The organism is Phormidium sp. FACHB-592 (genome assembly GCF_014695795.1).
GTDB lineage: Bacteria > Cyanobacteriota > Cyanobacteriia > Leptolyngbyales > Leptolyngbyaceae > Stenomitos.
In genome coordinates this window covers 45,197-68,241 of the sequence record NZ_JACJOZ010000035.1, presented here as the reverse complement: position 1 = coordinate 68,241, position 23,045 = coordinate 45,197, and the positions used below count along the sequence as shown (strand labels likewise).

Sequence of the window (23,045 nt, the reverse complement as noted above, 5' to 3'; positions counted from 1 at the left end):
AAAAGGTGTGCAATATCCAGACGCGATACGATGGTTTCCATAGCTGAGACCGTTACTTCAAAACCAGTCTCAGCTTTTCTTGTGTCAATTTCTGTTCGTCGAACTCACGTTAATTTATGCAGCAACTAAGAAAAAATCTCTGGTTCTCAACACTAGTCGGTCAACAAAACCAGAGATTTTTAGGATTGTAAAAGGCAGTATTCAGCCTTAATGCGTTATCAGCATAAGAGCACTACTGCACGCGATCGAGTGTCGGTGCTTTAAGCAGTTCTGGCTTGAACGCCTGAAGGATTGTCTCCGTTGGTGTCTTTTGAGCCAGAGACGGCACTTGCTCGCGGAGCCGAGCTGTTAGCTGTTGCGTCTTCACATCGTAAATCTGCGTGAGTAGCTTGGGGTAAAGCCCAATCCCGATAATCGGCACCAGCAGCGCTGAGATAATAAACACCTCACGGGGCTCCGCGTCCATTAACTGCTCGTGGGATGTGAGCGTCTTGTTTTCAGGACCGTAGAAAATCTCGCGGAGCATCGACAGCAAGTAAATTGGCGTGAGAATTACACCAACCGCCGCCAGCATCACCACTAGCACCTTGAAGGGCGGAGCATAGGCGTCACTAGTCGCGAAACCAACAAATACCATTAGTTCGGCAACAAAACCGCTCATACCCGGTAACGCTAAAGATGCCAGCGAGCAAGCGGTAAACATGGAGAAGATCTTTGGCATCTTTTGACCCACACCACCCATTTCATCCAGCATTAACGTGTGGGTGCGATCGTAAGTAGCACCGACCAGGAAGAAGAGACTGGCACCGATCAAACCGTGAGACACCATTTGCAGCACGGCACCGCTGAGACCGAGATCGGTAAAGGAGGCAATCCCCAGCAGCACAAAGCCCATATGCGAAATCGAAGAGTAGGCAATCTTGCGCTTGAGGTTTCGCTGGGCAAATGAAGTCAGCGCCGCATAGATAATGTTGACGACACCCAGGATTACCAGTGCTGGTGCCACTGTTGCGTGTGCCGCTGGCAGCATCTCCGCATTCATCCGAATGAGGGCATAGCCACCCATTTTCAGCAAAATGCCTGCCAGCAACATATGCACTGGAGCCGTTGCTTCACCATGTGCGTCAGGCAACCAGGTGTGTAGCGGAATGATGGGGAGTTTCACCGCGTAGGCAATCAGAAACCCGGTATAGAACCAAAGCTGCAAGGTCAGGGGGAAGTCCTTTTGCATGAGCGATCGCATATCAAAGGTGACTGTATCGCCATAGAATGCCATCCCCAGCGCTGACAGCAGAATAAACAGCGATCCCCCAGCCGTATACAGAATAAACTTCGTCGCTGCATAATGACGCTTTTTGCCGCCCCAGATCGACAGCAGCAGATAAATTGGAATAAGCTCCAACTCCCACGTCAGGAAAAACAGCAGCATATCCTGGACTGCAAAAACAGCGATCTGCCCACCGTACATCGTTAGCAGCAAGAAATAAAACAAGCGCGGCTTCAGCGTGACAGGCCACGCCGCCAGCGTTGCCAGTGTTGTGATAAAGCCCGTCAGCAAGATGAGCGGCATTGACAGCCCATCGGCACCGACAGACCAATTCAGGTCTAGCTGAGGCACCCAGGTATAGCTCTCAAAAAGCTGCATCTCTGAGGTGGAGAAATCGTAATAGTTATAAAAGGCGTAGACCAGAATTGCGAAATCAATCAGCCCTACGACAAGGGCATACCAGCGAATCGTCTTACCATCCTTGTCAGGGATGAAGGGAATCAACAGCGAGGCTGCGATCGGAAACAGGATGCTAGTCGTTAGCCAGGGGAAATTAGCAGTAAGCATCAGTAACCAGTTATTAGTTGTTAGTTATTAGAACAGGTTTCTAAAGCGTTGAATTGAGCGCTTAGACATACATTGGCTGAAACTCGTTGAAAGGCAACTCAAGCGTTTGTCACTCAGAGACCGCCAGCCACAGCCCAATTCTCGTTAGCGTCAAGCTGCCAGGTTTTAGAGTAGTGTATCTGCCTCTCTCCACTAACAACTAACCGCTAACAACTTCTTAAGCTATGCCAGAGAAGATCACTAGACCAAGCACCGCTGCAAACACAATCAGTGCATAGAACTGAGCACGGCCATTCTCAACGTACTTGAGCAATTCACCAGTTAGCAGCGTTACTAACCCTGCCAAATTCACAACGCCATCGACCACTTTGTAATCGACTTCCAGAACTTGCCGCGCTAAACGACGACTGCCCAGAACAAAAACATTGTGGTAAATATCGTCGAAGTACCATTTGTTTTTCGATAGCTGATAAAGCGTAGGAATCTTGGCAGCGATTGCCGCTGGGTTAATCTTCTTCTGCCCATACATCAGAATCGCCAGCGAAATACCAAGGAGCGAGATGCCGACTGAGCTACCTGCCATAACAAGAAACTCATTCAGGTTTTCGCCACCCTCTGCCGCAAGCTCCACCGCTTCGCCAGGAGCATGAATAAAGGCTTCAAAGTAGTTTGCAAACGGTGTGCCTACCAGCCCAATCAGCATGGATGGTATTGCCAGAATCACCAACGGCAGCGTCATCGTAAACGGCGATTCGTGAGGCGATTCACTGTGGTGCTCATGGTCATCATGTGCGCTCTCAGCGTGATGATGATCAGCCGCCAACGTCAGTTCTTGAGGGTTCATAGCACCGGGACCAAAGGTTAGACCTTGGGCTTGCAGTTGCTCGACCTTGATCAGTTGGCGTGCCGTAGCATCATTGCCCCGAAACCCACCCTCAAACGTCAAGATATACATCCGAAACATATAGAATGCCGTGATTCCCGCTGTCAGATAACCGACACCCCACAGCACTGGGTTTGCCGCAAAGGCATTACCGAGAATCTCGTCCTTTGACCAGAAGCCTGCAAACGGTGGAATCCCCGAAATCGCCAACGTCCCAATCAAAAAGGTGACGCCCGTATAGGGCATATATTTCCGCAAGCCGCCCATCAACCGCATATCCTGAGCGTATGCCGGGTTGTGCCCTACCACATGCTCCATTCCATGAATGACCGAACCCGATCCCAGGAAGAGCATTGCCTTGAAATAAGCGTGCGTCATCAGGTGGAACATACCAGCGCTGTAGGACCCTACGCCCATTGCCATGACCATGTAACCTAACTGCGACATGGTGGAATAAGCCAAGCCTTTCTTGATATCGTTCTGGGTGATGGCGATCGATGCTCCCAAAAATGCTGTGAACGCACCTGTGTAAGCGATGACATCCATCACAACTGGGATGCCTTCAAACACAGGAAACATCCGGGCAATTAGGAAGACCCCAGCCGCCACCATCGTCGCTGCATGGATCAGCGCTGAAATCGGAGTTGGACCCTCCATGGCATCCGGTAGCCATACATGAAGCGGAAACTGCGCCGACTTCGCCACAGGTCCTAAGAAAATCAGAATGGCAAAGAGTGCTGCGAGTCCACCGCTAAGAGCACCCGTTTCTACCAGATCTTGCAGCCGCTCGCCGATCGTTGCAAAATCAAAGCTCTGCGTTGCCCAGTAAAGTCCAAGAATACCAAGCAACAAACCAAAGTCACCGACCCGGTTCGTTACAAACGCTTTTTGGCATGCATCAGCCGCGCCTTTGCGATCGAACCAAAAGCCGATCAGCAAGTAGGAACACATCCCCACCAGTTCCCAAAAGATATAGACCTGCACCAGGTTTGGACTCAGCACCAGACCAAGCATCGAAGCGCTAAACAGGCTCAGGTAGGCGTAGAACCGCACATAGCTTGGGTCATGCGCCATGTAACCATCGGTGTAGATCATGACAAGGAATGCCACCGTTGTCACAATCACCAGCATGAGAGCAGTAAGGTGGTCGATGGTGTAGCCCATGCGGAGATGGAAATCGCCCGCTGATGCCCACTCAATCATCTGGGTGTAGGGAGCGTGCCCATTCCACTGGCTCCACAACAGTGCCCCAGATAGCACCAACGTCGCCCCAATCAACGAGACGAGAAAAATTGAGTTAACCTGCCGCAGTTTATTCGTCGCTTTGTTGAAGGAGATTAGCCCCAAGCCTACAATCATTGCGCCAGCCAGCGGCAAGACTGGAATCAGCCAGGCGTACTGATAGATTGCTTCCATTGCTCATGCCTATGGTTAAAGTGCTTCGTATGGTCGGGAAAACCGTTTACATTGTGACACACACTTAACAAGAAACTGTCGGGTGCGAACACAACATTCTTGCTTTCCTACGATTTAACACGCCCAAACCCAGTAATAAAACGACTCTCAGCAGGATGCCTCATAAAGGGAACTTGCAGTAGCCATGTGCAGATAAAGACATGATTAAGACAAAGGTGCGCCAAGTTTCGCTTGCCCTGGATTGACGCTCTCTTAGAATCTCTAAGCGTTATCAGTCTAAGCACTATCAATCAGTAAGAGAAATTCCCAGATATACGGGATCGCCAGGGAAACTATTTAACCTGCTATTCCTTAGCGTTTAGCTTCTGTAATGAAACCGCCAATCGTGGCAATGAGCAGGAAGATGCCCGCGATCGTTAGCGCGGTTACTCGGCTATGGGTGCTGGAAAGAACAACCAGTGCGATAACAACCAGCGTTGGCAGTTTTGTTTTGATCAGAGAGTCAAGCACATTCCGCAGGTCATTGGTCACTTTCGCCTGTTCTGCTAATGTTTTGCTGCCCATGACGTAGCGAAAGAGTCGTCCCGTTTGCAGCAGCAAGAACAATTTGCTACGAGTCGCGGGGTAAAAGTCAGGTTGAAGGGTGAGCGCTTCATCAAAGTTGGCGATCGCAGCATCAAAGCGACGCATTTTTCGCAACGCCAGCCCGCGCTGGTGCCAAAGTTTGTGGCGTTTTGGCTCTACTTGTAAGAGGTTGTCATAGCTGGCAACCGCTTCTTCATAGCGCCCCAGCTTTTGCAGTGCCGCGCCCCTGCTGCCCCAGGTGAAGGGTTCATCCGGTTTCAACGCCAGCGCTTTGTCGTAACTTACGACTGCGGCTTCGTAGCGTCCCTGGTCGCTAAGGGCATCGCTGAGGATACTCCACGTCTGATAGTCGTCAGGGTTTAGTTCTAGGGCACGATCGCAGCTTTTAGTTGCCTCTTCAGAGCGTCCAAGGTGGTAGAGCGCTTTGCCCCGCAAACTCAAGGCTTCAGCCGCATTTGGGTCTAGCTCTAGCGCATGATCGCAACTGACGATCGCAACTGCTGGCTCACCCGCCTGCAGCAACGCAGCAGCATGACCGATCCAAACCTCTTGCCAGCCCGGTCTAAGCGTCAAAGCCTCAGCAAAACTGGCGATCGCCGTGTTGACATCACCACTATTCAACGCCTGCTGCCCTTGCTGATACAACAGAAGGGTTTGCAAGCCCTCAGTGGTTTGCTCATCAGCCAACAGTTGCACCCGCGCTTCGGGTGTCAGATGCCAGTATTGCTGATAGTCTGTCTCAGAAAAATCTTCGTGCCAACTCATAGGAAGATCGCCCATCAATAGTAGACTGACGAAGGCAGAAGGAAAGGCTAAAGGATGCAGGATTAATAATTAAAATTTGAGTTTTAAATTCCAAATGTGACTTCGGATTCCTGGCTCCTTCAACCATTGGCTTTTTAGCTATCCTTCATCCTTTATCCTTTCTAACAACTCACTACTCCAAGATGCCCCTATGAGCACTGAACTTGACCCGACAACACAATCGAAAAAGCAAGTTGGTGAGGCTGCCGCTGCGCGTGTGCAGTCAGGTTCTATTGTAGGACTGGGCACTGGGTCAACGACAGCCTTTGCAATTCAGGCGTTGGGCGATCGCCTTAAACGTGGCGACCTAAAAGATATTAAAGGTGTAAGTACATCGTTTCAGGCGATCGTGCTGGCAAAGGAGTATGGCATTCCACTCACAACGCTGGATGAAGTCGATCGCATTGATCTGGCGATTGATGGTGCCGATGAAGTCGATCCACAGAAGAACCTCATTAAAGGCGGCGGCGCAGCACATACGCAGGAAAAGATTGTTGATGCCTTTGCCGATCAATTCATTGTGGTCGTTGATGGCGGCAAGTTAGTCGATAAACTCGGCACAACCTTTCTGTTGCCTGTAGAAGTTATTCCCATGGCGATGAGTCCTGTGGTGAAGGCGATCGCGGCACTGGGCGGCAAACCTCAGCTCCGTATGGGTGTCAAAAAAGCGGGTCCCGTCATCACCGATCAAGGCAACTTTGTTATCGACGTAAAATTTGATGCTGGCATTGACAACCCTGCCGAGTTGGAGAAAACCCTCAACAACATTCCTGGCGTACTTGAAAATGGCTTGTTTGTTGGCGTTGCCAGTTTGGTGCTGGTCGGTGAAGTCGTTGATGGCAAGCCATCTGTGAGGGAGTTTTAAGGGATGATGGCTGAAAGCTGACGGCTGAAAGCTAACGGCTGACGGCTAACAAGCGAACGATGTGTCACCGAGTGCTGCCCTCGCTTTCCTTGCAACACAACGTAACGAAAGACTTGGGTAAGGAACTACAGAACGTTTTAGACTTTTAAAGCTGTCAGCAATCAGCAGAAAGCGTTCAGCTTGAGTTTGATACGCTTTGAGTCTCACACGCTTTTGGTAAGTCATCCACAAATCACGATCAATGACCAACTTCACCACACCATTGAGTCATTGACTGCTGCCCGCTGATAGCTGACCGCTCATTCCCTTGTCCTCTCGCCGCATCAATCCTATGTTTCCAAACCAGCGCCCCCGTCGCCTTCGCAGCCATCCCCAGCTTCGTCGAATGGTACGCGAAACGGTATTGACCACTAGCGACCTCGTTTACCCACTTTTTGCTGTACCAGGTGAGGGCATTGCTAAAGAAGTAAGCTCTATGCCCGGAGTCTTCCAGCTTTCAGTAGACAAAATTGTGGAAGAAGCGAAGGAAGTCTATGACTTGGGCATTCCTGCCATCATCCTATTTGGTATTCCTGCTGATAAAGATGCGGATGCCACAGGTGCATGGCACGATCATGGCATTGTGCAAAAAGCAGCGGCAGCGGTCAAGCAAGCTGTTCCTGACCTGCTCGTTATTGCCGATACGTGCCTCTGCGAATATACTGCCCACGGTCACTGCGGCTACTTACAAGTAGGCGATTTGAGCGGACGAGTGCTGAATGACCCCACCCTAGAGTTGCTCAAGAAAACGGCGGTTTCCCAGGCTCAAGCAGGAGCCGACATTATTGCGCCCTCTGGGATGATGGATGGGTTTGTGCAGGCAGTTCGTGCGGGATTAGATGCGGCAGGGTTTGAAGACACGCCGATTATGTCCTACGCTGCCAAGTACGCCTCAGCTTACTATGGTCCGTTCCGGGATGCGGCGGATTCTGCACCTCAGTTTGGCGATCGTCGCACCTATCAGATGGACCCTGGCAATGGTCGCGAAGCCATCAAAGAAATCGAACTCGACATTGCTGAAGGTGCCGACATGCTGATGGTGAAGCCTGCTCTGGCATACATGGACATCATCTGGCGCGTGAAGGAAGCAACCAATCTACCTGTTGCTGCCTACAACGTCTCTGGTGAATATGCGATGGTCAAAGCTGCTGCCCTCAACGGCTGGATTGATGAGCAGCGCGTAGTGATGGAAACGTTGACGGGTTTCAAACGCGCCGGAGCCGATATGATCCTGACCTATCACGCCAAAGCTGCTGCCCGTTGGTTAAGCGCCTAGCTTAATGAGGGTCGTGCCTCAAATATGTTGCCTAACCTTTTGTAGGGACGTTCTATGTAGCGTCCCTACAAAAGGTTAGGCAACCAATCTAGAACATTGTCCATCAATCAGAACTAGCAACCAGCGTGCCCGGTTTGTAACAAATGCCTGCTTGCTTAAAGCGGCGCAAGGCTTCGCTGAGGCGATCGCAATCTGCAATGAGACTCACGCGGACATACCCTTCGCCACCGCTGCCAAACGCATTCCCAGGCGTGACCACCACACCCGTTTCTTGCAACACTGACAGCGCAAAATCTGTAGAGCCAACGCCTACTGGGCAAGGCACCCAAAGATACATCGTGGCGTTTGGTTTCGGCACTGTCCAGCCCAGTTCTGCCAGCCCCTCAATGAGAAAATCGCGACGGGTACGATACCGCGCCTGCACATCATGTAGATAGACATCAGGAAGCTGCAAAGCTGTCTCTGCCGCTGTTTGAAGTGCCGCAAAAATGCCGTAGTCCAGATTAGTCTTTAGGGTGCGTAAGCCCTGGACAATATGGCGATTGCCGACAACAAAGCCAACGCGCCAGCCAGCCATATTGTAGGTTTTGGAAAGCGTGTGGAATTCGACCCCAATCTCCTTTGCGCCAGGGATTTCGAGCAAGCTAGTTGGCTGATAGCCGTCAAAAGCAAGCTCCGCGTAACAAAGGTCATGGACAAGCAAAATTTCGTAGTGGCGGGCAAAGTCAACAATTTCTTCAAAGAACTCGCGGGGAGCAGTCGCAGCCGTTGGGTTGCTAGGGTAGTTGAAGTAAAGGATTTTGGCTTGCTGGGCGATTGCCTCAGGAATCGCTGCCACATCAATCAGCCAGCCGTTGTCAGGCTTGAGGATCAGGCTATGAATGGTTGCTCCAGCAATGAGTGGTCCCCGAAAGTGCGCTGGATACGCCGGGCTGGGCACCAGCACCAGATCGCCTGGATTCACATACGCGATAGCGAGATGGGTTAAGCCTTCTTTAGAACCTAACAGCGGCAGCGCTTCACCTTCGGGATCAAGCTTGACGTTATAACGACGATAGTACCAATCCGTAATCGTGCGCCGAAAGCTGGCAGTGCCTTCAAAAGGCGGATAGCCATGATTGACAGGGTTTTGCAGCGCCGCGATTGCCGCTTCAACAACAGGCTGTGGCGTAGGTCCATCAGGATTGCCCATCCCCAGGTCAATCAGGTCTAACCCTTGCTCACGCGCACGCACTTTCAGTTCATCCAAACGAGCAAACACGTAAGGAGGCAACGACCCCAGACGATCAGCAGGCTTAATCCAATCCAGGTTCATGCTGTCACCTCGTTAGTGGAGCTAGGGGTAAGAGGTGAGGAATGGGGAGTAGCAGGGAGAGGGGCTGGTTGTTCACTCCTCTCTCCTCTCTCCTCTCTCCTCACCTCTGCGGTGGTTGACACCATTGCTGCCATCAACTGCGCTGGCTCCACTGCGAAAGGGAGGCGATGAATGTCAGAACTATGAGCACAGGCAATGTCTGCGGCTTGCTGGAGATCGGCGAGCGAAATCGCTCCTAGCCCCAAGTCATACAGGGTTTGCGGCAACCCGATCGCGCTGTAAAACTTCAGGAGCTGCTGACGCGCCGTTGCTGCAAGCTGATTGCCCTGCACAATTTCCTCTAGACGCAACTGCACCAGAATCCCATAGGCGACTTTTTCACCATGCAGCGTACCGTGACTGGCAAGCAGGTGTGTCAAGCCATTATGTACAGCATGAGCCGCAACCGTACGGCACTGGGCACCACCCAATCCGCCGATCACGCCCGCCATCAGCACCGTAGCATCCACAACTTCCTGCCAGGTTTCTCCACCTGGCTCTTGCAGGGCAATCGCTGCTTTTTGAAACAACAGATCGCGCAACACTCGTGCCTGCTGCACGGCTGAGATGATTAACGTTTGTTGAGAATGACCGCTACTCACCGACGCCTCATACCATTTGGCGATCGCATCTCCAATGCCAGCAACCAGAGTGCGACGAGGAGCTGTTTGCACTAATCCATAGTCCAACACTAGGAGGTTAGGGCAGCGTGATAAAACCACATCATGCTGAAAGGCACCCTCGTCGGAATACACATTAGAAAGCGCTGTCCAGGCAGCACAGGTCGCGGCTGAAGTGGGCATCGTCACAACAGGAAGCTGGTGCTGATGGGCTACCAGCTTGGCAGTATCCAGTGCTTTGCCGCCGCCAATGCCAATCACCACATCTGCTTGATGCTGAACCACTGCCTGATAGAGGTTTGACAGCGTTGTCTCGCTGCAATCAGGGCTGTAAGACATCCAGGCAACCGACAACTGTTCGCGCTCCAGTACTGGCTGCAACTGCGGTTTCACTATAGCAAGCGTTTGGTTGCCGCCAATCACCAGCGGACAATGACCCAGCCGCGCGATTGCACGACCCGACTGAACCAGCAACTCTCTACCGCGTAACACCTGCGCGGGAGCGATCGTGAGCAGCGGTTGTAAAAGTGTTGTAGACATAGCAGCGTGGAGTTGAAACACTGAACGAACGTGAAAGCACTGACAAACACTTGAGATGGCAATTGACGCACTTACAAGTGCTTTTTGTCAGTCTAGCTTTTTGTCAGTCTAGAGTAAGCACCCAAAGCCTTTCGTCTTCTAAGCTCCGGCAGATGGTGCAGAAGTGGATGGTTTCGGTAAGCGGGCAAACTGATCATGGTCGATTTCGACGACCATCTCGTTATCAGTAGGAGACAGCAACGACGGCTTAACCTGACCCAGATACACAGGTTGAGAAACCCCCGGTGCTGGGTGCAATAAAGCACGGGCACGGATCGTCATCGTTGACTCGCCCTGCGACAGCCGACCGGACGAATAAAGGTCTACCGCAGCCTGCCGTAAAGTGGCATCCAGCGCCGTTTCAGTAATAGTGGCAGGCACCACAATCACCACCTGAGAGGCTCCAGAGTCAAAGACGCGGGTAAATTTGACGGCACCTGGAATCTGAGGGCGATCATGCAGCCCCAAACCCAGTGCAAACAAACCGCCCGTCAACACGCCCATAAAGCCCGTGATGCCAACTAGCCGAAACCGGATCCCCCACTTTAACAACAACCCCAATACCATCAAAGCAGCAGAGAAGAGGGTAAAGTACCCTGACCAGATTGCGATCGTAACCAGTGAAAGACCAAACATGACGTAGGGACGAATGGAGCGGCGAATAAGGCTAAGACAGACCAAGCTTCAACAGACAATTTAAGCTTCAAAAACCCAAGCTTTGACCCGCTCCAAGCTTTGCCAGCCCGGTTTGCGTACAAAGCCATCCTCAATATTTTGTGCTACTTCATCGCGCAGTTCTGGCACTGCCATCACCAGTTGCTGCACCAGTTCAATGTGCTGCCGAACCCCTTTTTTAGAGGTTTCTAGCATCGCCAGCACCAGATTGACCCGTGCCTGTGCGTCTTGTGGGTTAAGCTTGACCGCTTTTTGCGCTGCTTCAAATGCCAGAGCAGGCTTCTCAACCAACAAGTACAGCCATGCAAGACACGTCCAGGCAGAGCTACTCTTGCGGGAGCGATCGCAGACTTCTTTGAAGACAGGAATCAGCGTTTCGGGCGCTTCGCCTGCTTTGTAGCGCTCAATACCTTCATCAAAGAGCGCATCAACAGTTTGAGTCATAGTTAGGAAAGAGATTTACTAGTTGTTAGTTTCTAGTTGTCAGCAGTTCAGACTAAAACTAACCGCTAACAACTATAAGCGTTGTTGGTTTTTAGCTGTTAGCAAGTTCAGACTAAAAACTAAAAACTAACCGCCAACAACTAAAGAAGCTACGCTGAGAACGATTTGCCGCAGCCACAGGTTTGATCAGCATTTGGGTTCGTGAATTGGAAACCACCGCCAATCAGCGCATCACTATAATCAAGCACTAAACCGTAGAGATAGAGCAGACTTTTAGGATCGCATACAACCTTAAAGCTCTCGTAGTCATAAACCTCATCCGTGGGCTGAATGTTGCTAGCATCTTCAAAGTTCATGGTGTAAGACATCCCAGAGCAACCACCGCCCCTCACACCAACACGCAGGCATAGATCCTGCCCCTGCTTTTCTCGAAGCTGCAACACGTGGTTCAGAGCGGCATCTGTCATGAGAATGCCCTGCCGTTGCGATTGCGCTGTTTGCGTCATTGCTGATAAAGCTCCTTGCCAGTGTTCAATCCCAAGGGTTCATACCTATCTATCCATACTATCAGGGATAAATCACACCGGGGTAATGCATCTTATTGAAGAGAGGCGACTGGTTAGGAAGAGAGATTTCTGTGATCTGGAGACCGGCAAAGGTCATTACCACCTTAGCCGTTGGTCGCATGACAAGATGATCGCACGACGAGATGAATTGCGCGCCAAACTGCAAGAGACGAAACAGCAGTAGGAACCGGATTAGTGTTTAAGATGAATATCTGCTGCCAATTAGCTGCTGCCAAATCAGTCTAGGCTGGCTGGCATTTGGCATACCAGTCTTTAAAACAAGCTTTCTATTTTTTATGACTGCGCTCAACCTTTCTACCCATCGCCGCCTTCAGCAACTACCGCAGATTGCTAGTGTCTGGGAAGGCGATCGTCGTCCGCTGGTATCTGGGATGCCCTCAAGCGCCGATTGGACGGATGCTGGCGCTGGTTCAGAACCAAATGGTGAGTGTATTCTTTGGGTGGATGGTTCGCAAGGCATGGTGCGGGCGATGGATGTGGTCACACCAGAGACAGGCTCAGAGGCTGTTGTACGCACCCTTCTCCGGGCAATGGAGCATCCGCACAACCCGAACAGTCCGGCACGTCCTCAGAAAATTGTGGTTAGCGATCGCGAACTGCTGTTTTATCTACGAGGGGTACTGCAAGATCTAGACATCACGCTGGACTATGTGCCCTCACTGCCGCTCATTGACGAAATTTTTCGTGGGTTTCAGGATGCGGTAAGTAGCCGCCCACCCCAACTGCCACCCCAATATGCTGAAGCCTTGACGCAAAAGGCGATCGCACTTTGGCATGATGCACCGTGGGATATCTTTGCCGATCATCAAATCTTGGCGATCGAGGTCAATCGCTGGGATATCGACACGCTTTACGCCTCCGTTATGGGGATGTTAGGCATGGAGTTTGGTGTCTTGTTCTATCGTTCGCTTGAATCACTCCAGCGTTTTCGGGAACGTGTGTTGACGAATGAGTCTCTGGAAGACATGGAGGAGGCGTTTTTAGGACAAGATTGCCTATTTGTCACGTTTGAGAACGAAGGTGACGAGGAAGAGGGGGTGAATCTGTCCATTGTGCCGACGATCGACGCGATCGAGCCTGTCTTTGGCAATCTGCATCCCCTTGAGGGGTTACGTTCCTTTCTGTATGACGAAGAGGCAATGGCGCTAATGGTTGTCCTAGAAGCATTCCATCGCTTCATGCGCCAGCACCGCTCCAAGTTTGAGCCAGATACCTTTCCTGTCGTTAGCAGTCGTTATCGCATTCCTCTACCAACTGAGGTAACAGCCGATGCACCAGCAAATGAGGCAACCAAAACAGCGACGATCGCGATCAAGGTGTCCACCATGCCCGATCTGGCTGCCGAGTTGCTGGTGCTGACTGATGCAGACGATGACGACGGAAGCTTTCCTGCTGTACGAGACGATCTGGTACCTGAAAACTCCTTTCTGAGTCTAGGTGTAGTGCCGTGGGACATGCTGGACTTACTGCGATCGGGCATGGCAGAGCATCAACCAATGACCGAGGTAAAAGCGGCAGGCGATGGGTTTCCCGTGGTTATGATTCAGACTTCGCGACCCAAGGCAAAGACCTTAATCGGCGCGATCAAGGCAGCAGGCGGACTGCAAGCCATTTGTTTCAACCCAGGTGCCGACCCCTTTGATAGCGAACACTACGACTTAGGACTGTTTCAAACAGGTAATGGCGACCTGCACCTGTTTGGTGAATTTGGTGACGACGACCCCACCCATATTGCTGCCCGCAAAAAGTGGGATCAGCGCTGCAAGAAGACAAATGGCTGTTGCGGTTTAATTGTTGCTACGGGACTAACTGGAGCCAGCCGTGGTAAGCCTCAATTTAAGGACATGGTGGCGCTGTTTGAGGCACGTTCCTTAACAGCAAAAGACCTGGGCTTAGGTACACTCCAGCTTCGGTTAGCGGCAGATTTTTAGGTGTTGCTGCGGGTTGGCATCACTGATTGCCTTATTGCACTCGTCTTAAATCTCCTCGAGCTGAGGCACTTTAAACAAAGCTGTTTCCCTCAGCTCTGAGGATGAATGAGTGCATTGGTAGCCTATCGCAACGTTGATGCTTGAAGGGCGACCGCTCTACTGACCCGCATTACCCAGACGACTTTGCGCCCGATCGCGCTCCCGATTGATTTGCCGAACTAATCCTGGCGGCAGTTGCTCTTGCTTAGTGAGCGCCTGATTAAAGTAGGCAATACTACCCCGATTGTCGCCCTGACGCACAAGGATTTGCGCCTTTAGATAAAGTACATCCGGATTATTGGGTGTCGCTTTAAGAGCGCTATCGACGGCAGCTAATGCCTTAGCTTGCTGGTTTAAGTCCCGATAGCCCAGAGCAATGCCCCGATGAGCCAGGTAACGGGGAGTGGCATATTTATCCAACCGATTGATGGCATCGGTCGGGCTAGAAAACGGCAAGTTGAGCGAGACAAACAAATCAATATAGCCCCGCAGCAAGTTTAACTCTGGATCGCTTGAATCAATTTTTTCAGCGTTATCCAGATACTTAAACGCCTGCTGAATTTCACCCAGCGCTCGCGGTGTGCCCTTGACTGTGCCGTCTTTGCTGAAGATATAAGCACTTTCTAGAAAATGCCCGACTGCCTGGTAAAGGTTGCCGCGCAAAGGGTCTTTGCTAACCATGTCTGCGGCAGCTTCCCGAGTCTGAGTCGCGTAGGTTTTAAACACCTCTAGCTGTGCAGACTTTTTCGCTTCATCCTTCTCACCATCCCAGTTGATGTATGCCAGTGAAGCTCGGAGCGCTTGCGTCAGCGGATCTCTTGGGTCTGCTTTCTGTGCAAACGAATCAGCTTTTTTATAGTTCCCTTGCTCAAAGAGAGCTTTGAAGGCAGCTTCGGTACGATCGCCAATTTGTCTGGCATTCGTCGTCCGAAACGGATCTTTTGCCAGGGAGGGACTCGCCCACAGGCTCAAGGAAACAAGTGTCGCACTGGCAACACGCAGCACACGGCTGGGAGTAATTTGCGAAAGGGTAGTCAACTTAACAGCCATAACATTCCAGTTAATCGGGTTTAAGAAAGCACGGTTCAAGAAAGCAGTAATCAAAAAACTAATACTAACTTGGAACCAAGTTAGTTAGAGTGGTAGGACAAAACCCTGTGCCGAAGGCAGTTTCTACAGAGTAAGGACACAGCCTAAGAACCCTTTGTGCAGGTTGGGGCGGCAGTCGTTACCTGGCTCACCCAAGTAATACGCTCTGACGCTGTGGCTGCCTGCAAGTTCCGGCAATGTCTTTACGCGATCGCTCTCTTCTTTTGACGAACGGCATGCTCCAGCTCAAAAACCTGACCTACCATCCCACTGCCAGCCACACTGCTATTCTTAAAGCCGTCAATTTTCAGATTGCCCCGCAGCAGATGAGCTTAGTGATCGGTCCCAGTGGATCAGGCAAAAGTACACTACTAGAAATTTTGGCTGGGCTGGCAGAAAAGACAAGTGGTGGCATCTTTTGGCGTGACCAGGAACTCATCGCACTCCAACTGCAACAGCTTAGTGGTCTGGTCTTTCAGTTTCCAGAGCGCCACTTTTGCGGTGGCACTATTCTAGAAGAACTGAGGCTGGGGCATCCAGAATTGACGAGCGATCGCATCGAGCAAGCCCTCACCGAAGTCGGACTCACCCATTTACCCCTCAGTACGTCGCCCAATGCCCTTAGTGGTGGACAGCAGCGTCGTCTTGCCTTCGCCGTGCAGCTCATTCGCCAACCAAACCTGCTGCTGTTAGATGAACCCACCGCAGGCTTAGACTGGTCAATGCGGCAACAGTTGATTGGTCTACTGGCAAAGCTTAAAGCACACTGGAGCTTGCTCGTTGTTTCTCACGATGCCGGAGAACTGGCAGATATTGCTGACCAGTGCTGGACATTGAATCATGGTGAACTAACCGCAGTGCAACCGCATGAGCTTAAAAAAACGCGCAAAAAAATCGTAGAAGCAGGAAGGGGTGAGGAATGAGGGATGAAGGGGTGGAGGAGCTGAACTGGGCTGAGGCAGAGGAAGCAGGGGAAGAGAAAGAAGCAGGGGAAGGGAAAGAGGCTGTGATGCATAAGGGGGGCGCAGAGGTAGAGACCCTCACAACATCGCCGAGGCAAAGGAAACCGCACACTACAACCCTTACGCCTGACCTGCGATCGCCCCTGTTACCTCCAATGGAGGAATGGCAATTAACGTTGCGTTGGCAACCAGAAGCACATCAACAGGCGCAGTTTCAACAGCTTTATGCCCTGACGCTGGCTGGTAATCGTCAGTTTAATCTCACGCGCATTACAGAGCCAGCAGAGTTTTGGGAGAAACATCTGTGGGATTCGCTGCGAGGAGTGCAGCGTTTTTTGCACGAAGATTGGGAGTCGGGAGGCAGAAGGCAGAAGGCAGGGGGCAGAAGGCAGGGGGCAGAGGGAGCGGGGGAAGCAGGGGCGGCAGAGGAGGAAGATAAAACTCACCTCTCACCTTTCACCTCTTTCAAGGTCATCGACATTGGCACGGGTGCTGGGTTTCCAGGTTTGCCTGTGGCGATCGCTCAACCCAATTGGACGGTCACGTTACTAGATGCAACGCGCAAAAAAATTACCTTTATTGATCAGGTGATTGCCCACATGGGGCTTACCAATGCCACAACGTTAGTAGAGCGGGTCGAGCAAGTGGGACGGCAACGACTCCGGCGGCAAGCCTATGATCTGGCATTGATCCGAGCGGTGGCAGCAGCACCAGTCTGTGCAGAGTATGCGCTACCGTTGCTAAAAGTTGGTGGCTGTGCAGTGCTCTATCGAGGACAGTGGTCAGAGGCTGAAACTACATCCCTGGAAGCGGCAGTCGCTGTTCTGGGTGGCAAGATAGATGCGATCGAAGCCTTTACAACTCCGCTAACGCAGGGCGATCGTCACTGCATCTATTTGAAAAAGATCGCACCCACCCCAAACGAATTTCCACGGGCGATCGGCATTCCAGCGCAGAAGCCGCTTGGGTTGGAACTGGATACCATTGCGTAAGGGCGATCCTTCGTAATCGCCCTTACGCAATGGTGTAACTCTAATGTCGTCCACTAGGGCGACGGGAGACAGGCGATCGCGCACCAGGTCGTTCACCATCCACATGGCGGGCAGTACGTGGGGGAGCAACCGCTTGGGGCGATCGAGAGGGGACACGATCGTGGCGTTTGCTGCGAGAGGCTTGTCCACGCTGTCCGTTCTGAATCGGTTCTGGTTTGGCGTGGGGGTTTGGCTCAAACCCTGGAACGATTTCTCTCGGTAAGGGCTGCTTGATGAGCCGTTCAATATCTGCCAGCAGTTTTAGTTCATCCACACAAACCAGCGAGACTGCTTCGCCTTCGGCACCCGCACGCCCCGTACGACCAATGCGATGGACGTAATCTTCAGGCACGTTGGGTAGCTCAAAGTTGACAACGTGCGGGAGATCGCTGATGTCGATGCCGCGTGCCGCAATATCAGTAGCGACTAACACCTGCAAGCTACCGTCTTTGAACTTCGCCAGTGCACGGGTACGCGCCGCCTGACTCTTGTTGCCATGAATTGCCAGTGAGGGAATGCGATCGTCCATCAACTGTTTAACCAGGCGATCAGCTCCGTGCTTGGTACGAGTAAAGACCAAAACCTGAAACCAGTTGTGTTCTTTGATGAGATGAGTCAACAGTTGGCGCTTTTGCTCACGATCAACGGGATACACTTTCTGCGCGACAGTATCGGCAGTAAGATGACGGCGCTCTGCCTCAATCAACGTTGGGCGATCGAGCAGGCTAGACGCAAACGCTTTAATATCGCTGGAAAACGTTGCAGAGAACAGCAGGTTTTGCCGCTGCTTGGGCAAGAGGGCAAGAATGCGGCGAATATCGCGGATAAAGCCCATATCCAACATGCGATCGGCTTCATCCAGCACCAGAATCTCAACACGCGATAGATCCACCGTTCCTTGCTGCACGTGATCGAGCAACCGCCCTGGGGTCGCTACGAGAATGTCAACACCACCTTTGAGGCGTTGCACCTGTGGATTCATCCCCACGCCACCAAAGATCGTCATTGAGGTGAGCCGCACGTACTTGCCGTACACGCGCACGCTTTCTTCAACCTGTGCAGCCAGTTCACGAGTGGGAGTGAGAATTAACGCTCTGATGGGCGATCGTTTCTTGGGCTGACTGCTAGACACAGACGAACGATCGCCCTTTTCTGACAAAAGATGCAAAATTGGCAGTGTGAAACCAGCCGTCTTGCCAGTACCCGTTTGAGCACCCGCTAGCAAGTCACCACCGGATAGCACAGCCGGAATCGCTTGCAGTTGAATGGGTGTAGGTTCGGTATAACCGCGCTCTGTAATGGCGCGGAGAATGGCATCGGAAAGACCGAGATTGGAAAACGACATAAGGCTCCAGTAATAGCATCAGCCCCCGCCGTTAGCAGCGTCAGTCTTAGGCGGACGGATCAAAATTTTGAAGGGCTGAAAAGGCAGTGACGCTAGGACTGGAAGCGAATGCCACAGCTTTGCATTCTAGCAGAGTGTAGCTTTTTGTGTTGCCGAGTTGCGATCGCCCACTGCTCTACCCTCAAACCTCTACTCCCAACACACCCCACTTCCGACTCTTACTGCCTCACTCGCTTCAACACCTTCAGCAACTCCTCCGTCTGCCACGGCTTCACTAAACTGTTGGCACACAGAATGCCAGATGCCGCGACCGCAGGGACACCAATTCCAGGCATGGTGCTGTCGCCAACGCGGTATAAGTCGAGAATGGGCGTTTGGGTGCTGGGAAACATGCCCTGACCAGCCGCGATCGCAGGACCATATGTTCCCTGATGGCGGCGCAGGTAGCGGGCATGGGTAAGCGGTGTACCGATTAGTTCTAAAACGATGCGCGATCGCAGATCGGGGATGACTTTTTCTAACGCTCGAAACAAGGGTTCTGCGCGTGCTTGCTTGCGTTCTGCATAGTCACCATCTCGTTGCCAGTCGGTGTAGAGTTCTAAAGTGTAGGCATGAACAACATGATGACCTGGTGGAGCGAGAGTAGCGTCCCATACAGAGGGAATAGAGATCATGCAGGTGTTGCCCGGAACGGTGATGTCTTGTTTGGCATCGTGCAGGACAACATGATGTCCCGTGAGATGCTCCAACCCGTCAGCCCGAATGCCCAGATGCAAATGCATAAAGCTATCGACAGCGGGGGTTGCTAAGGCTGTTTGACGATAGGTTGCGGGTAAAGCGTCCGGTTTCAATAGGTGATTGTACGTGTCCCAAACAGTGGCGTTGGAGATGATGATCGCCGCCTTCAAGATCTCACCATTTCGCAAGCGCACCCCCACCGCTTTACCAGCTTCCACCAAAATCTGCTCCACATGAGTACCGAGTCGTAACGTACCGCCCCATTTTTGCAAGCCTCGTACCAATGCTTGCACGATTGCGCCACTGCCACCGATGGGATAATCGACCACAGATCGCGTCCGTTCGCCAAACATGAAGGCAACTTCGGGTGCGATCGTCCCCTCGGCTTTCAGACCAGAAAGCAAAAAGCATTCTAAATCAATCAAGCGTCGTAACCAGGGGTCATGCAGGTCGCGCATTAAGTCGGCAACTGAGCTTTGGACGGCACCGAGTTGGGGCAGAAGTTTGAACAAGGCAGGCAAATAGCGACCCAGAAGGACAGGCACCAAATTGAAGTCTGCCCGTAACGCCAAAGTAGGAATGCCTCGCAGCGCGTCATACAAACCCAGCAGCCGTTTTTCGAGTCGAGCTAATTCTGCTGCACCCTGCGGTGTAATTTGCGCGATCGCTTCCCGATAGCGATCGACATTGCCGTAAACCGGGAAGGAGCCTTCAGGAAAGTGGTAATGCCCCATTGGGTCGTAGGCGATCGCGGGCACCGTTTCACCTAACACATCCAACACCTGTCGTAATGGATTGAGCGAGTGGCGATCGCTCAGACCGCAGTAAAACGACGGCCCTGAATCAAACTCAAAGCCCTGTCGCGAGAAGCTATGCGCCGCGCCGCCCGGAATCGTGTGGCTCTCACAAACCACGACTCGCTTGCCATAACGAGCCAACAGCGATCCTGCAACCAGACCACCAATGCCGCTGCCAATGACGATAACCTCATACTCGCTAGGATTAATCTGTTTCGACATGCTCGATTTATCCTGCTAAATGCCGCCAAGAAACGCCTTTGGCATTGTAACGAGCTACAGAGCAAGGTGGAGATCAGCGGTCAGCGGTCAGCTTTTAGGCCGTTAGGAAACTAGAGTTTGCCAAGCCGATCGCGCAGAATCTCTGCTTGCTTTTCGGCTTCTGCCAGCGTTGCCCGTGCGCCTTCCACGACATCCGCAGGGGCTTTGTTGACGAAGCCAGGATTGCCGAGACGACCGGAGAGGGACTGAATTTCAGCCTCCACCCGTTTGAGATCGCGCTCGATTTTAGTACGTTGTGCCCCAAGGTCAACGACACCTGCCAGCGGAATCACAACCTGTACAGTACCGACTACGCCTGCGATCGCCTGGGATGCATCGGTGTCTACCTGCGCTGCATCATTAATAGTCGTAATGGTCAGGGTTTCCACTTTCGCCAGTTCTTTGATGTAAGCCTGTCCAGCGGTGAGGATTTGCTGTTCGCGATCGCTCTCCGTCTGCAAAATGGCGGTGACTTTCACCGCTGGCTTAATTTCGGCATCGGCACGTAAATTGCGAATGGTGCGAATGGTGCCGATAAGCAAGTCAAACTGCTGTTCCAGTTCGGTATCGATCAGGCTGGCATCTACTTCTGGATACGGTTGCAGTGCTAGATAGCGATCGTCGCCTGCTTGCGTCAACGTGTGCCAGATCTCCTCAGTAATGTGTGGCGTGAAGGGATGCAGCAGCTTGAGAATGCCTTCCAAAACAAAGATCAGCACGTTTTGAGCCGTGCGCTTCGACTCAGCATCATCGCCTAATAGCCGTGGTTTGACTAGTTCAATATACCAATCGCAGAAGTCACCCCAGATGAATTCATAGAGACCTTTGGCGGCTTCGCCTAACCCGAAATTGTCGATTTGGTCGCGGGTTTGCTGCGTGACCTGGTGGAAGCGAGAGAGAATCCAGCGATCAGCGAGTTCGAGGGAGTGGGGAGTAGGGAGTGGGGAATGGGGGGTAGACAACTGCGCCTCCCGACTCCCGATTCCAGACTCCCAACTCTCCAAATTCATCAGTACGAAGCGAGAAGCGTTCCACAGCTTGTTGGTGAAGTTGCGGGACGCTTCCACAGTGGCGGATTCATCAGTTTTGCGGTTGTACTCCAGACGGATATCCTGTCCGGCTCCGGCTACTTCGCGGATCAGCGTGTAGCGGAGAGCATCCGTGCCATATTTATTGATCAGCAAGAGTGGATCAATGCCATTGTTAGACGACTTGGACATCTTTTTGTTGTTTTCGTCCCGCACCAAGCCGTGAATGTAAACGGTCTGGAAGGGCATCTGTCCGGTAAAGTGTCCTGCCATCATGGTCATGCGGGCAACCCAGAAGAAAATGATGTCGAAGCCCGTCACCAACGTTGTGGTGGGATAGTAACGTGCCAGATCTGCTGTTTGTTCAGGCCAGCCTAGCGTCGAAAAGGGCCACAGCCCTGATGAGAACCAGGTATCGAGTACATCGGGATCTTGCACCAACTGCACATTGGCTCCAAACTGGGCGATCGCTTTCTCTTGTGCCTCCGCTTCATTCTTCGCCACTACAAAAGGCGTATCGTCCGTAATTTCGCCGTCTGTTTCGTTGACGGCATACCAGGCAGGAATTTGATGCCCCCACCAGAGTTGACGCGAAATGCACCAATCCCGCAAGCTGACGAGCCAATCGCGATAGACTTTCGTCCAGCGATCGGGCACAAAGGCAGGCGAATGCTGCTGATCCAAAAAGTCCAGCGTCTGATCTGCCATCGGTCGAATTTTGACAAACCATTGAGTAGAGAGCAGCGGTTCGACGGGCACTTTACCGCGATCGCTATAGGGCACCGTATGCTTGTAGTCCTCGATCTTGACCAGAAAGCCTTCTTCTAGCTGTGCAACCACATTCTTCCGGGCGACAAAGCGATCTTGCCCCTGAAAAGCGCCTGCATTCTCATTCAGAGAACCGTCTTTGTTCATGATGTTGATGAAGGGCAGGTTGTGGCGCTTGCCCATCTCAAAGTCATTCGGATCGTGGGCAGGGGTAACTTTGACGCAACCTGTCCCAAAGGTGGAATCCACATACTCGTCCGCAATGATGGGGATTTGCCGACCCACGAGAGGTAGCGTCAGGGTTTTGCCAACAAAGGCTTTATAGCGATCGTCGTTGGGATTCACCGCAACGGCTGTATCGCCCAGCATTGTCTCTGGTCGTGTGGTTGCCACTTCCACAAAGCCAGAACCATCGGTGAGCGGATAGCGGAAGTGCCACAGATGCCCGTTTACTTCCCGGTTCTCGACTTCAAGGTCAGACACAGCGGATTGCGTGGCAGGGCACCAGTTGACGAGATATTTGCCACGATAAATCAGCGCTTCATCATAGAGTTTGACAAACGCCTCTAGCACTGCCTCAGATAGCCCTTCATCCAGCGTGAACCGTTCCCGTGACCAGTCCACCGAAAGCCCTAGCCGTCGCAGTTGACCGACGATCGTGCCGCCCGATTCTTCTTTCCATGCCCAGGCACGTTCTAAATACGCTTCTCGACCAACATCCTGCCGCTTTTTGCTCTGCGCCTTCAGTTCTCTATCGAGAATCGCGCTGACTGCAATGCTGGCATGGTCAGTGCCTGGTAGCCAGAGAGTGTTGCGCCCTAGCATTCGGTGATAGCGCACCAGGACATCAATTAAGGAATGCTCAAAGGCGTGACCCATGTGCAAACTGCCCGTCACGTTAGGCGGCGGAATCACCACGCAGTAGGGTTCACCAGGATGATTGGGGTCAGCTTTAAATACGTCGTTGGCTTCCCATAATTGCTGCCACTTGGCTTCGGCGGTTGCGGGATCATATTGGCTGGGCAAATTGGGGGTTGCGGCGGTCATGGGAGAAGCTGCGTGTATTTAACTTTGATACATTCTGCCACGATGCGC

The 23,045-nt window shown here is 52.2% G+C and carries 17 protein-coding genes; 5 read left to right on the top strand and 12 right to left on the bottom strand.

Annotated features, from left to right (window positions below):
- Positions 1-232: 232 nt before the first annotated feature.
- The 3 genes from ndhD1 to H6F86_RS09855 all read right to left on the bottom strand — a co-directional run bounded on the left by ndhD1 (position 233) and on the right by H6F86_RS09855 (position 5,483).
- Positions 233-1,834: a photosynthetic/respiratory NAD(P)H-quinone oxidoreductase subunit D1 gene (gene ndhD1, locus H6F86_RS09865; protein ID WP_190448435.1), complete on the bottom strand. Its 1,602-nt coding sequence runs from the start codon at positions 1,832-1,834 to the stop codon at positions 233-235.
- Between the two features lie 217 nt (positions 1,835-2,051).
- Positions 2,052-4,133 (bottom strand): NAD(P)H-quinone oxidoreductase subunit 5, encoded by a 2,082-nt coding sequence (locus tag H6F86_RS09860; RefSeq protein WP_190448434.1) that lies wholly within the window; start codon positions 4,131-4,133, stop codon positions 2,052-2,054.
- Positions 4,134-4,484: 351 nt separating this feature from the next.
- Positions 4,485-5,483, bottom strand: coding sequence for a tetratricopeptide repeat protein (locus H6F86_RS09855; RefSeq protein WP_190448433.1), 999 nt, complete (start codon positions 5,481-5,483; stop codon positions 4,485-4,487).
- A gap of 190 nt (positions 5,484-5,673) precedes the next feature.
- Between H6F86_RS09855 and rpiA the strand changes: the two genes are divergently transcribed.
- Both rpiA and hemB read left to right on the top strand, forming a co-directional pair.
- Positions 5,674-6,387: a ribose-5-phosphate isomerase RpiA gene (gene rpiA / locus H6F86_RS09850; RefSeq protein ID WP_190448432.1), complete on the top strand. Its 714-nt coding sequence runs from the start codon at positions 5,674-5,676 to the stop codon at positions 6,385-6,387.
- 331 nt (positions 6,388-6,718) lie between these two features.
- Complete coding sequence (gene hemB, locus H6F86_RS09845; RefSeq protein WP_190448431.1) at positions 6,719-7,702, top strand: porphobilinogen synthase; 984 nt, start codon at positions 6,719-6,721, stop codon at positions 7,700-7,702.
- A 103-nt stretch (positions 7,703-7,805) separates the two neighbouring features.
- On the opposite strand, the gene H6F86_RS09840 is transcribed toward hemB, so the two are convergent.
- The 5 genes from H6F86_RS09840 to H6F86_RS09820 form a co-directional block, all read right to left on the bottom strand.
- Positions 7,806-9,017: an aspartate aminotransferase gene (locus tag H6F86_RS09840; protein WP_190448430.1), complete on the bottom strand. Its 1,212-nt coding sequence runs from the start codon at positions 9,015-9,017 to the stop codon at positions 7,806-7,808.
- Positions 9,014-10,216, bottom strand: a complete 1,203-nt coding sequence (locus H6F86_RS09835) for an iron-containing alcohol dehydrogenase family protein (RefSeq protein ID WP_190448429.1) — start codon at positions 10,214-10,216, stop codon at positions 9,014-9,016. The genes H6F86_RS09840 and H6F86_RS09835 overlap by 4 nt, the downstream gene beginning before the upstream one ends.
- A gap of 138 nt (positions 10,217-10,354) precedes the next feature.
- Positions 10,355-10,936: a Ycf51 family protein gene (locus H6F86_RS09830; RefSeq protein WP_347240110.1), complete on the bottom strand. Its 582-nt coding sequence runs from the start codon at positions 10,934-10,936 to the stop codon at positions 10,355-10,357.
- Positions 10,937-10,951: 15 nt separating this feature from the next.
- Positions 10,952-11,374, bottom strand: a complete 423-nt coding sequence (locus H6F86_RS09825) for a tetratricopeptide repeat protein (protein ID WP_190448428.1) — start codon at positions 11,372-11,374, stop codon at positions 10,952-10,954.
- A 149-nt stretch (positions 11,375-11,523) separates the two neighbouring features.
- Entirely contained in the window at positions 11,524-11,880 is a 357-nt protein-coding gene (locus H6F86_RS09820; protein ID WP_190448427.1) for an iron-sulfur cluster assembly accessory protein, read from the bottom strand.
- 356 nt (positions 11,881-12,236) lie between these two features.
- Between H6F86_RS09820 and H6F86_RS09815 the strand changes: the two genes are divergently transcribed.
- A complete protein-coding gene (locus H6F86_RS09815; protein WP_190448426.1) occupies positions 12,237-13,892 on the top strand; it encodes a hypothetical protein in 1,656 nt (551 codons plus the stop codon).
- Between the two features lie 156 nt (positions 13,893-14,048).
- On the opposite strand, the gene H6F86_RS09810 is transcribed toward H6F86_RS09815, so the two are convergent.
- Positions 14,049-14,981, bottom strand: coding sequence for a Sll0314/Alr1548 family TPR repeat-containing protein (locus H6F86_RS09810; protein WP_190448425.1), 933 nt, complete (start codon positions 14,979-14,981; stop codon positions 14,049-14,051).
- A 275-nt stretch (positions 14,982-15,256) separates the two neighbouring features.
- Between H6F86_RS09810 and H6F86_RS09805 the strand changes: the two genes are divergently transcribed.
- Both H6F86_RS09805 and rsmG read left to right on the top strand, forming a co-directional pair.
- Entirely contained in the window at positions 15,257-15,943 is a 687-nt protein-coding gene (locus H6F86_RS09805) for an energy-coupling factor ABC transporter ATP-binding protein (RefSeq protein WP_190448424.1), read from the top strand.
- Between the two features lie 194 nt (positions 15,944-16,137).
- Positions 16,138-16,974, top strand: coding sequence for a 16S rRNA (guanine(527)-N(7))-methyltransferase RsmG (rsmG, locus tag H6F86_RS09800; RefSeq protein WP_190448438.1), 837 nt, complete (start codon positions 16,138-16,140; stop codon positions 16,972-16,974).
- 40 nt (positions 16,975-17,014) lie between these two features.
- On the opposite strand, the gene H6F86_RS09795 is transcribed toward rsmG, so the two are convergent.
- From H6F86_RS09795 to H6F86_RS09785, 3 genes are all read right to left on the bottom strand, one after another.
- The gene (locus H6F86_RS09795) at positions 17,015-18,358 is read right to left on the bottom strand and encodes a DEAD/DEAH box helicase (protein ID WP_190448423.1); all 1,344 of its coding nucleotides are present in this window, start codon (positions 18,356-18,358) and stop codon (positions 17,015-17,017) included.
- Positions 18,359-18,576: 218 nt separating this feature from the next.
- Positions 18,577-20,115: an NAD(P)/FAD-dependent oxidoreductase gene (locus H6F86_RS09790; RefSeq protein WP_190448422.1), complete on the bottom strand. Its 1,539-nt coding sequence runs from the start codon at positions 20,113-20,115 to the stop codon at positions 18,577-18,579.
- A gap of 110 nt (positions 20,116-20,225) precedes the next feature.
- Complete coding sequence (locus tag H6F86_RS09785) at positions 20,226-22,997, bottom strand: valine--tRNA ligase (protein ID WP_190448421.1); 2,772 nt, start codon at positions 22,995-22,997, stop codon at positions 20,226-20,228.
- Between the last annotated feature and the right edge of the window lie 48 nt (positions 22,998-23,045).

Excerpts from the sequence above, each read along its gene's own strand:
- ndhD1 (WP_190448435.1), bottom strand. The coding sequence starts at position 1,834 with ATGCTTACTGCTAATTTCCCCTGGCTAACGACTAGCATCCTGTTTCCG.
- H6F86_RS09860 (WP_190448434.1), bottom strand. The coding sequence starts at position 4,133 with ATGGAAGCAATCTATCAGTACGCCTGGCTGATTCCAGTCTTGCCGCTG.
- H6F86_RS09855 (WP_190448433.1), bottom strand. The coding sequence starts at position 5,483 with ATGAGTTGGCACGAAGATTTTTCTGAGACAGACTATCAGCAATACTGG.
- rpiA (WP_190448432.1), top strand. The coding sequence starts at position 5,674 with ATGAGCACTGAACTTGACCCGACAACACAATCGAAAAAGCAAGTTGGT.
- hemB (WP_190448431.1), top strand. The coding sequence starts at position 6,719 with ATGTTTCCAAACCAGCGCCCCCGTCGCCTTCGCAGCCATCCCCAGCTT.
- H6F86_RS09840 (WP_190448430.1), bottom strand. The coding sequence starts at position 9,017 with ATGAACCTGGATTGGATTAAGCCTGCTGATCGTCTGGGGTCGTTGCCT.
- H6F86_RS09835 (WP_190448429.1), bottom strand. The coding sequence starts at position 10,216 with ATGTCTACAACACTTTTACAACCGCTGCTCACGATCGCTCCCGCGCAG.
- H6F86_RS09825 (WP_190448428.1), bottom strand. The coding sequence starts at position 11,374 with ATGACTCAAACTGTTGATGCGCTCTTTGATGAAGGTATTGAGCGCTAC.
- H6F86_RS09820 (WP_190448427.1), bottom strand. The coding sequence starts at position 11,880 with ATGACGCAAACAGCGCAATCGCAACGGCAGGGCATTCTCATGACAGAT.
- H6F86_RS09815 (WP_190448426.1), top strand. The coding sequence starts at position 12,237 with ATGACTGCGCTCAACCTTTCTACCCATCGCCGCCTTCAGCAACTACCG.
- H6F86_RS09810 (WP_190448425.1), bottom strand. The coding sequence starts at position 14,981 with ATGGCTGTTAAGTTGACTACCCTTTCGCAAATTACTCCCAGCCGTGTG.
- H6F86_RS09805 (WP_190448424.1), top strand. The coding sequence starts at position 15,257 with ATGCTCCAGCTCAAAAACCTGACCTACCATCCCACTGCCAGCCACACT.
- rsmG (WP_190448438.1), top strand. The coding sequence starts at position 16,138 with ATGGAGGAATGGCAATTAACGTTGCGTTGGCAACCAGAAGCACATCAA.
- H6F86_RS09795 (WP_190448423.1), bottom strand. The coding sequence starts at position 18,358 with ATGTCGTTTTCCAATCTCGGTCTTTCCGATGCCATTCTCCGCGCCATT.
- H6F86_RS09790 (WP_190448422.1), bottom strand. The coding sequence starts at position 20,115 with ATGTCGAAACAGATTAATCCTAGCGAGTATGAGGTTATCGTCATTGGC.
- H6F86_RS09785 (WP_190448421.1), bottom strand. The coding sequence starts at position 22,997 with ATGACCGCCGCAACCCCCAATTTGCCCAGCCAATATGATCCCGCAACC.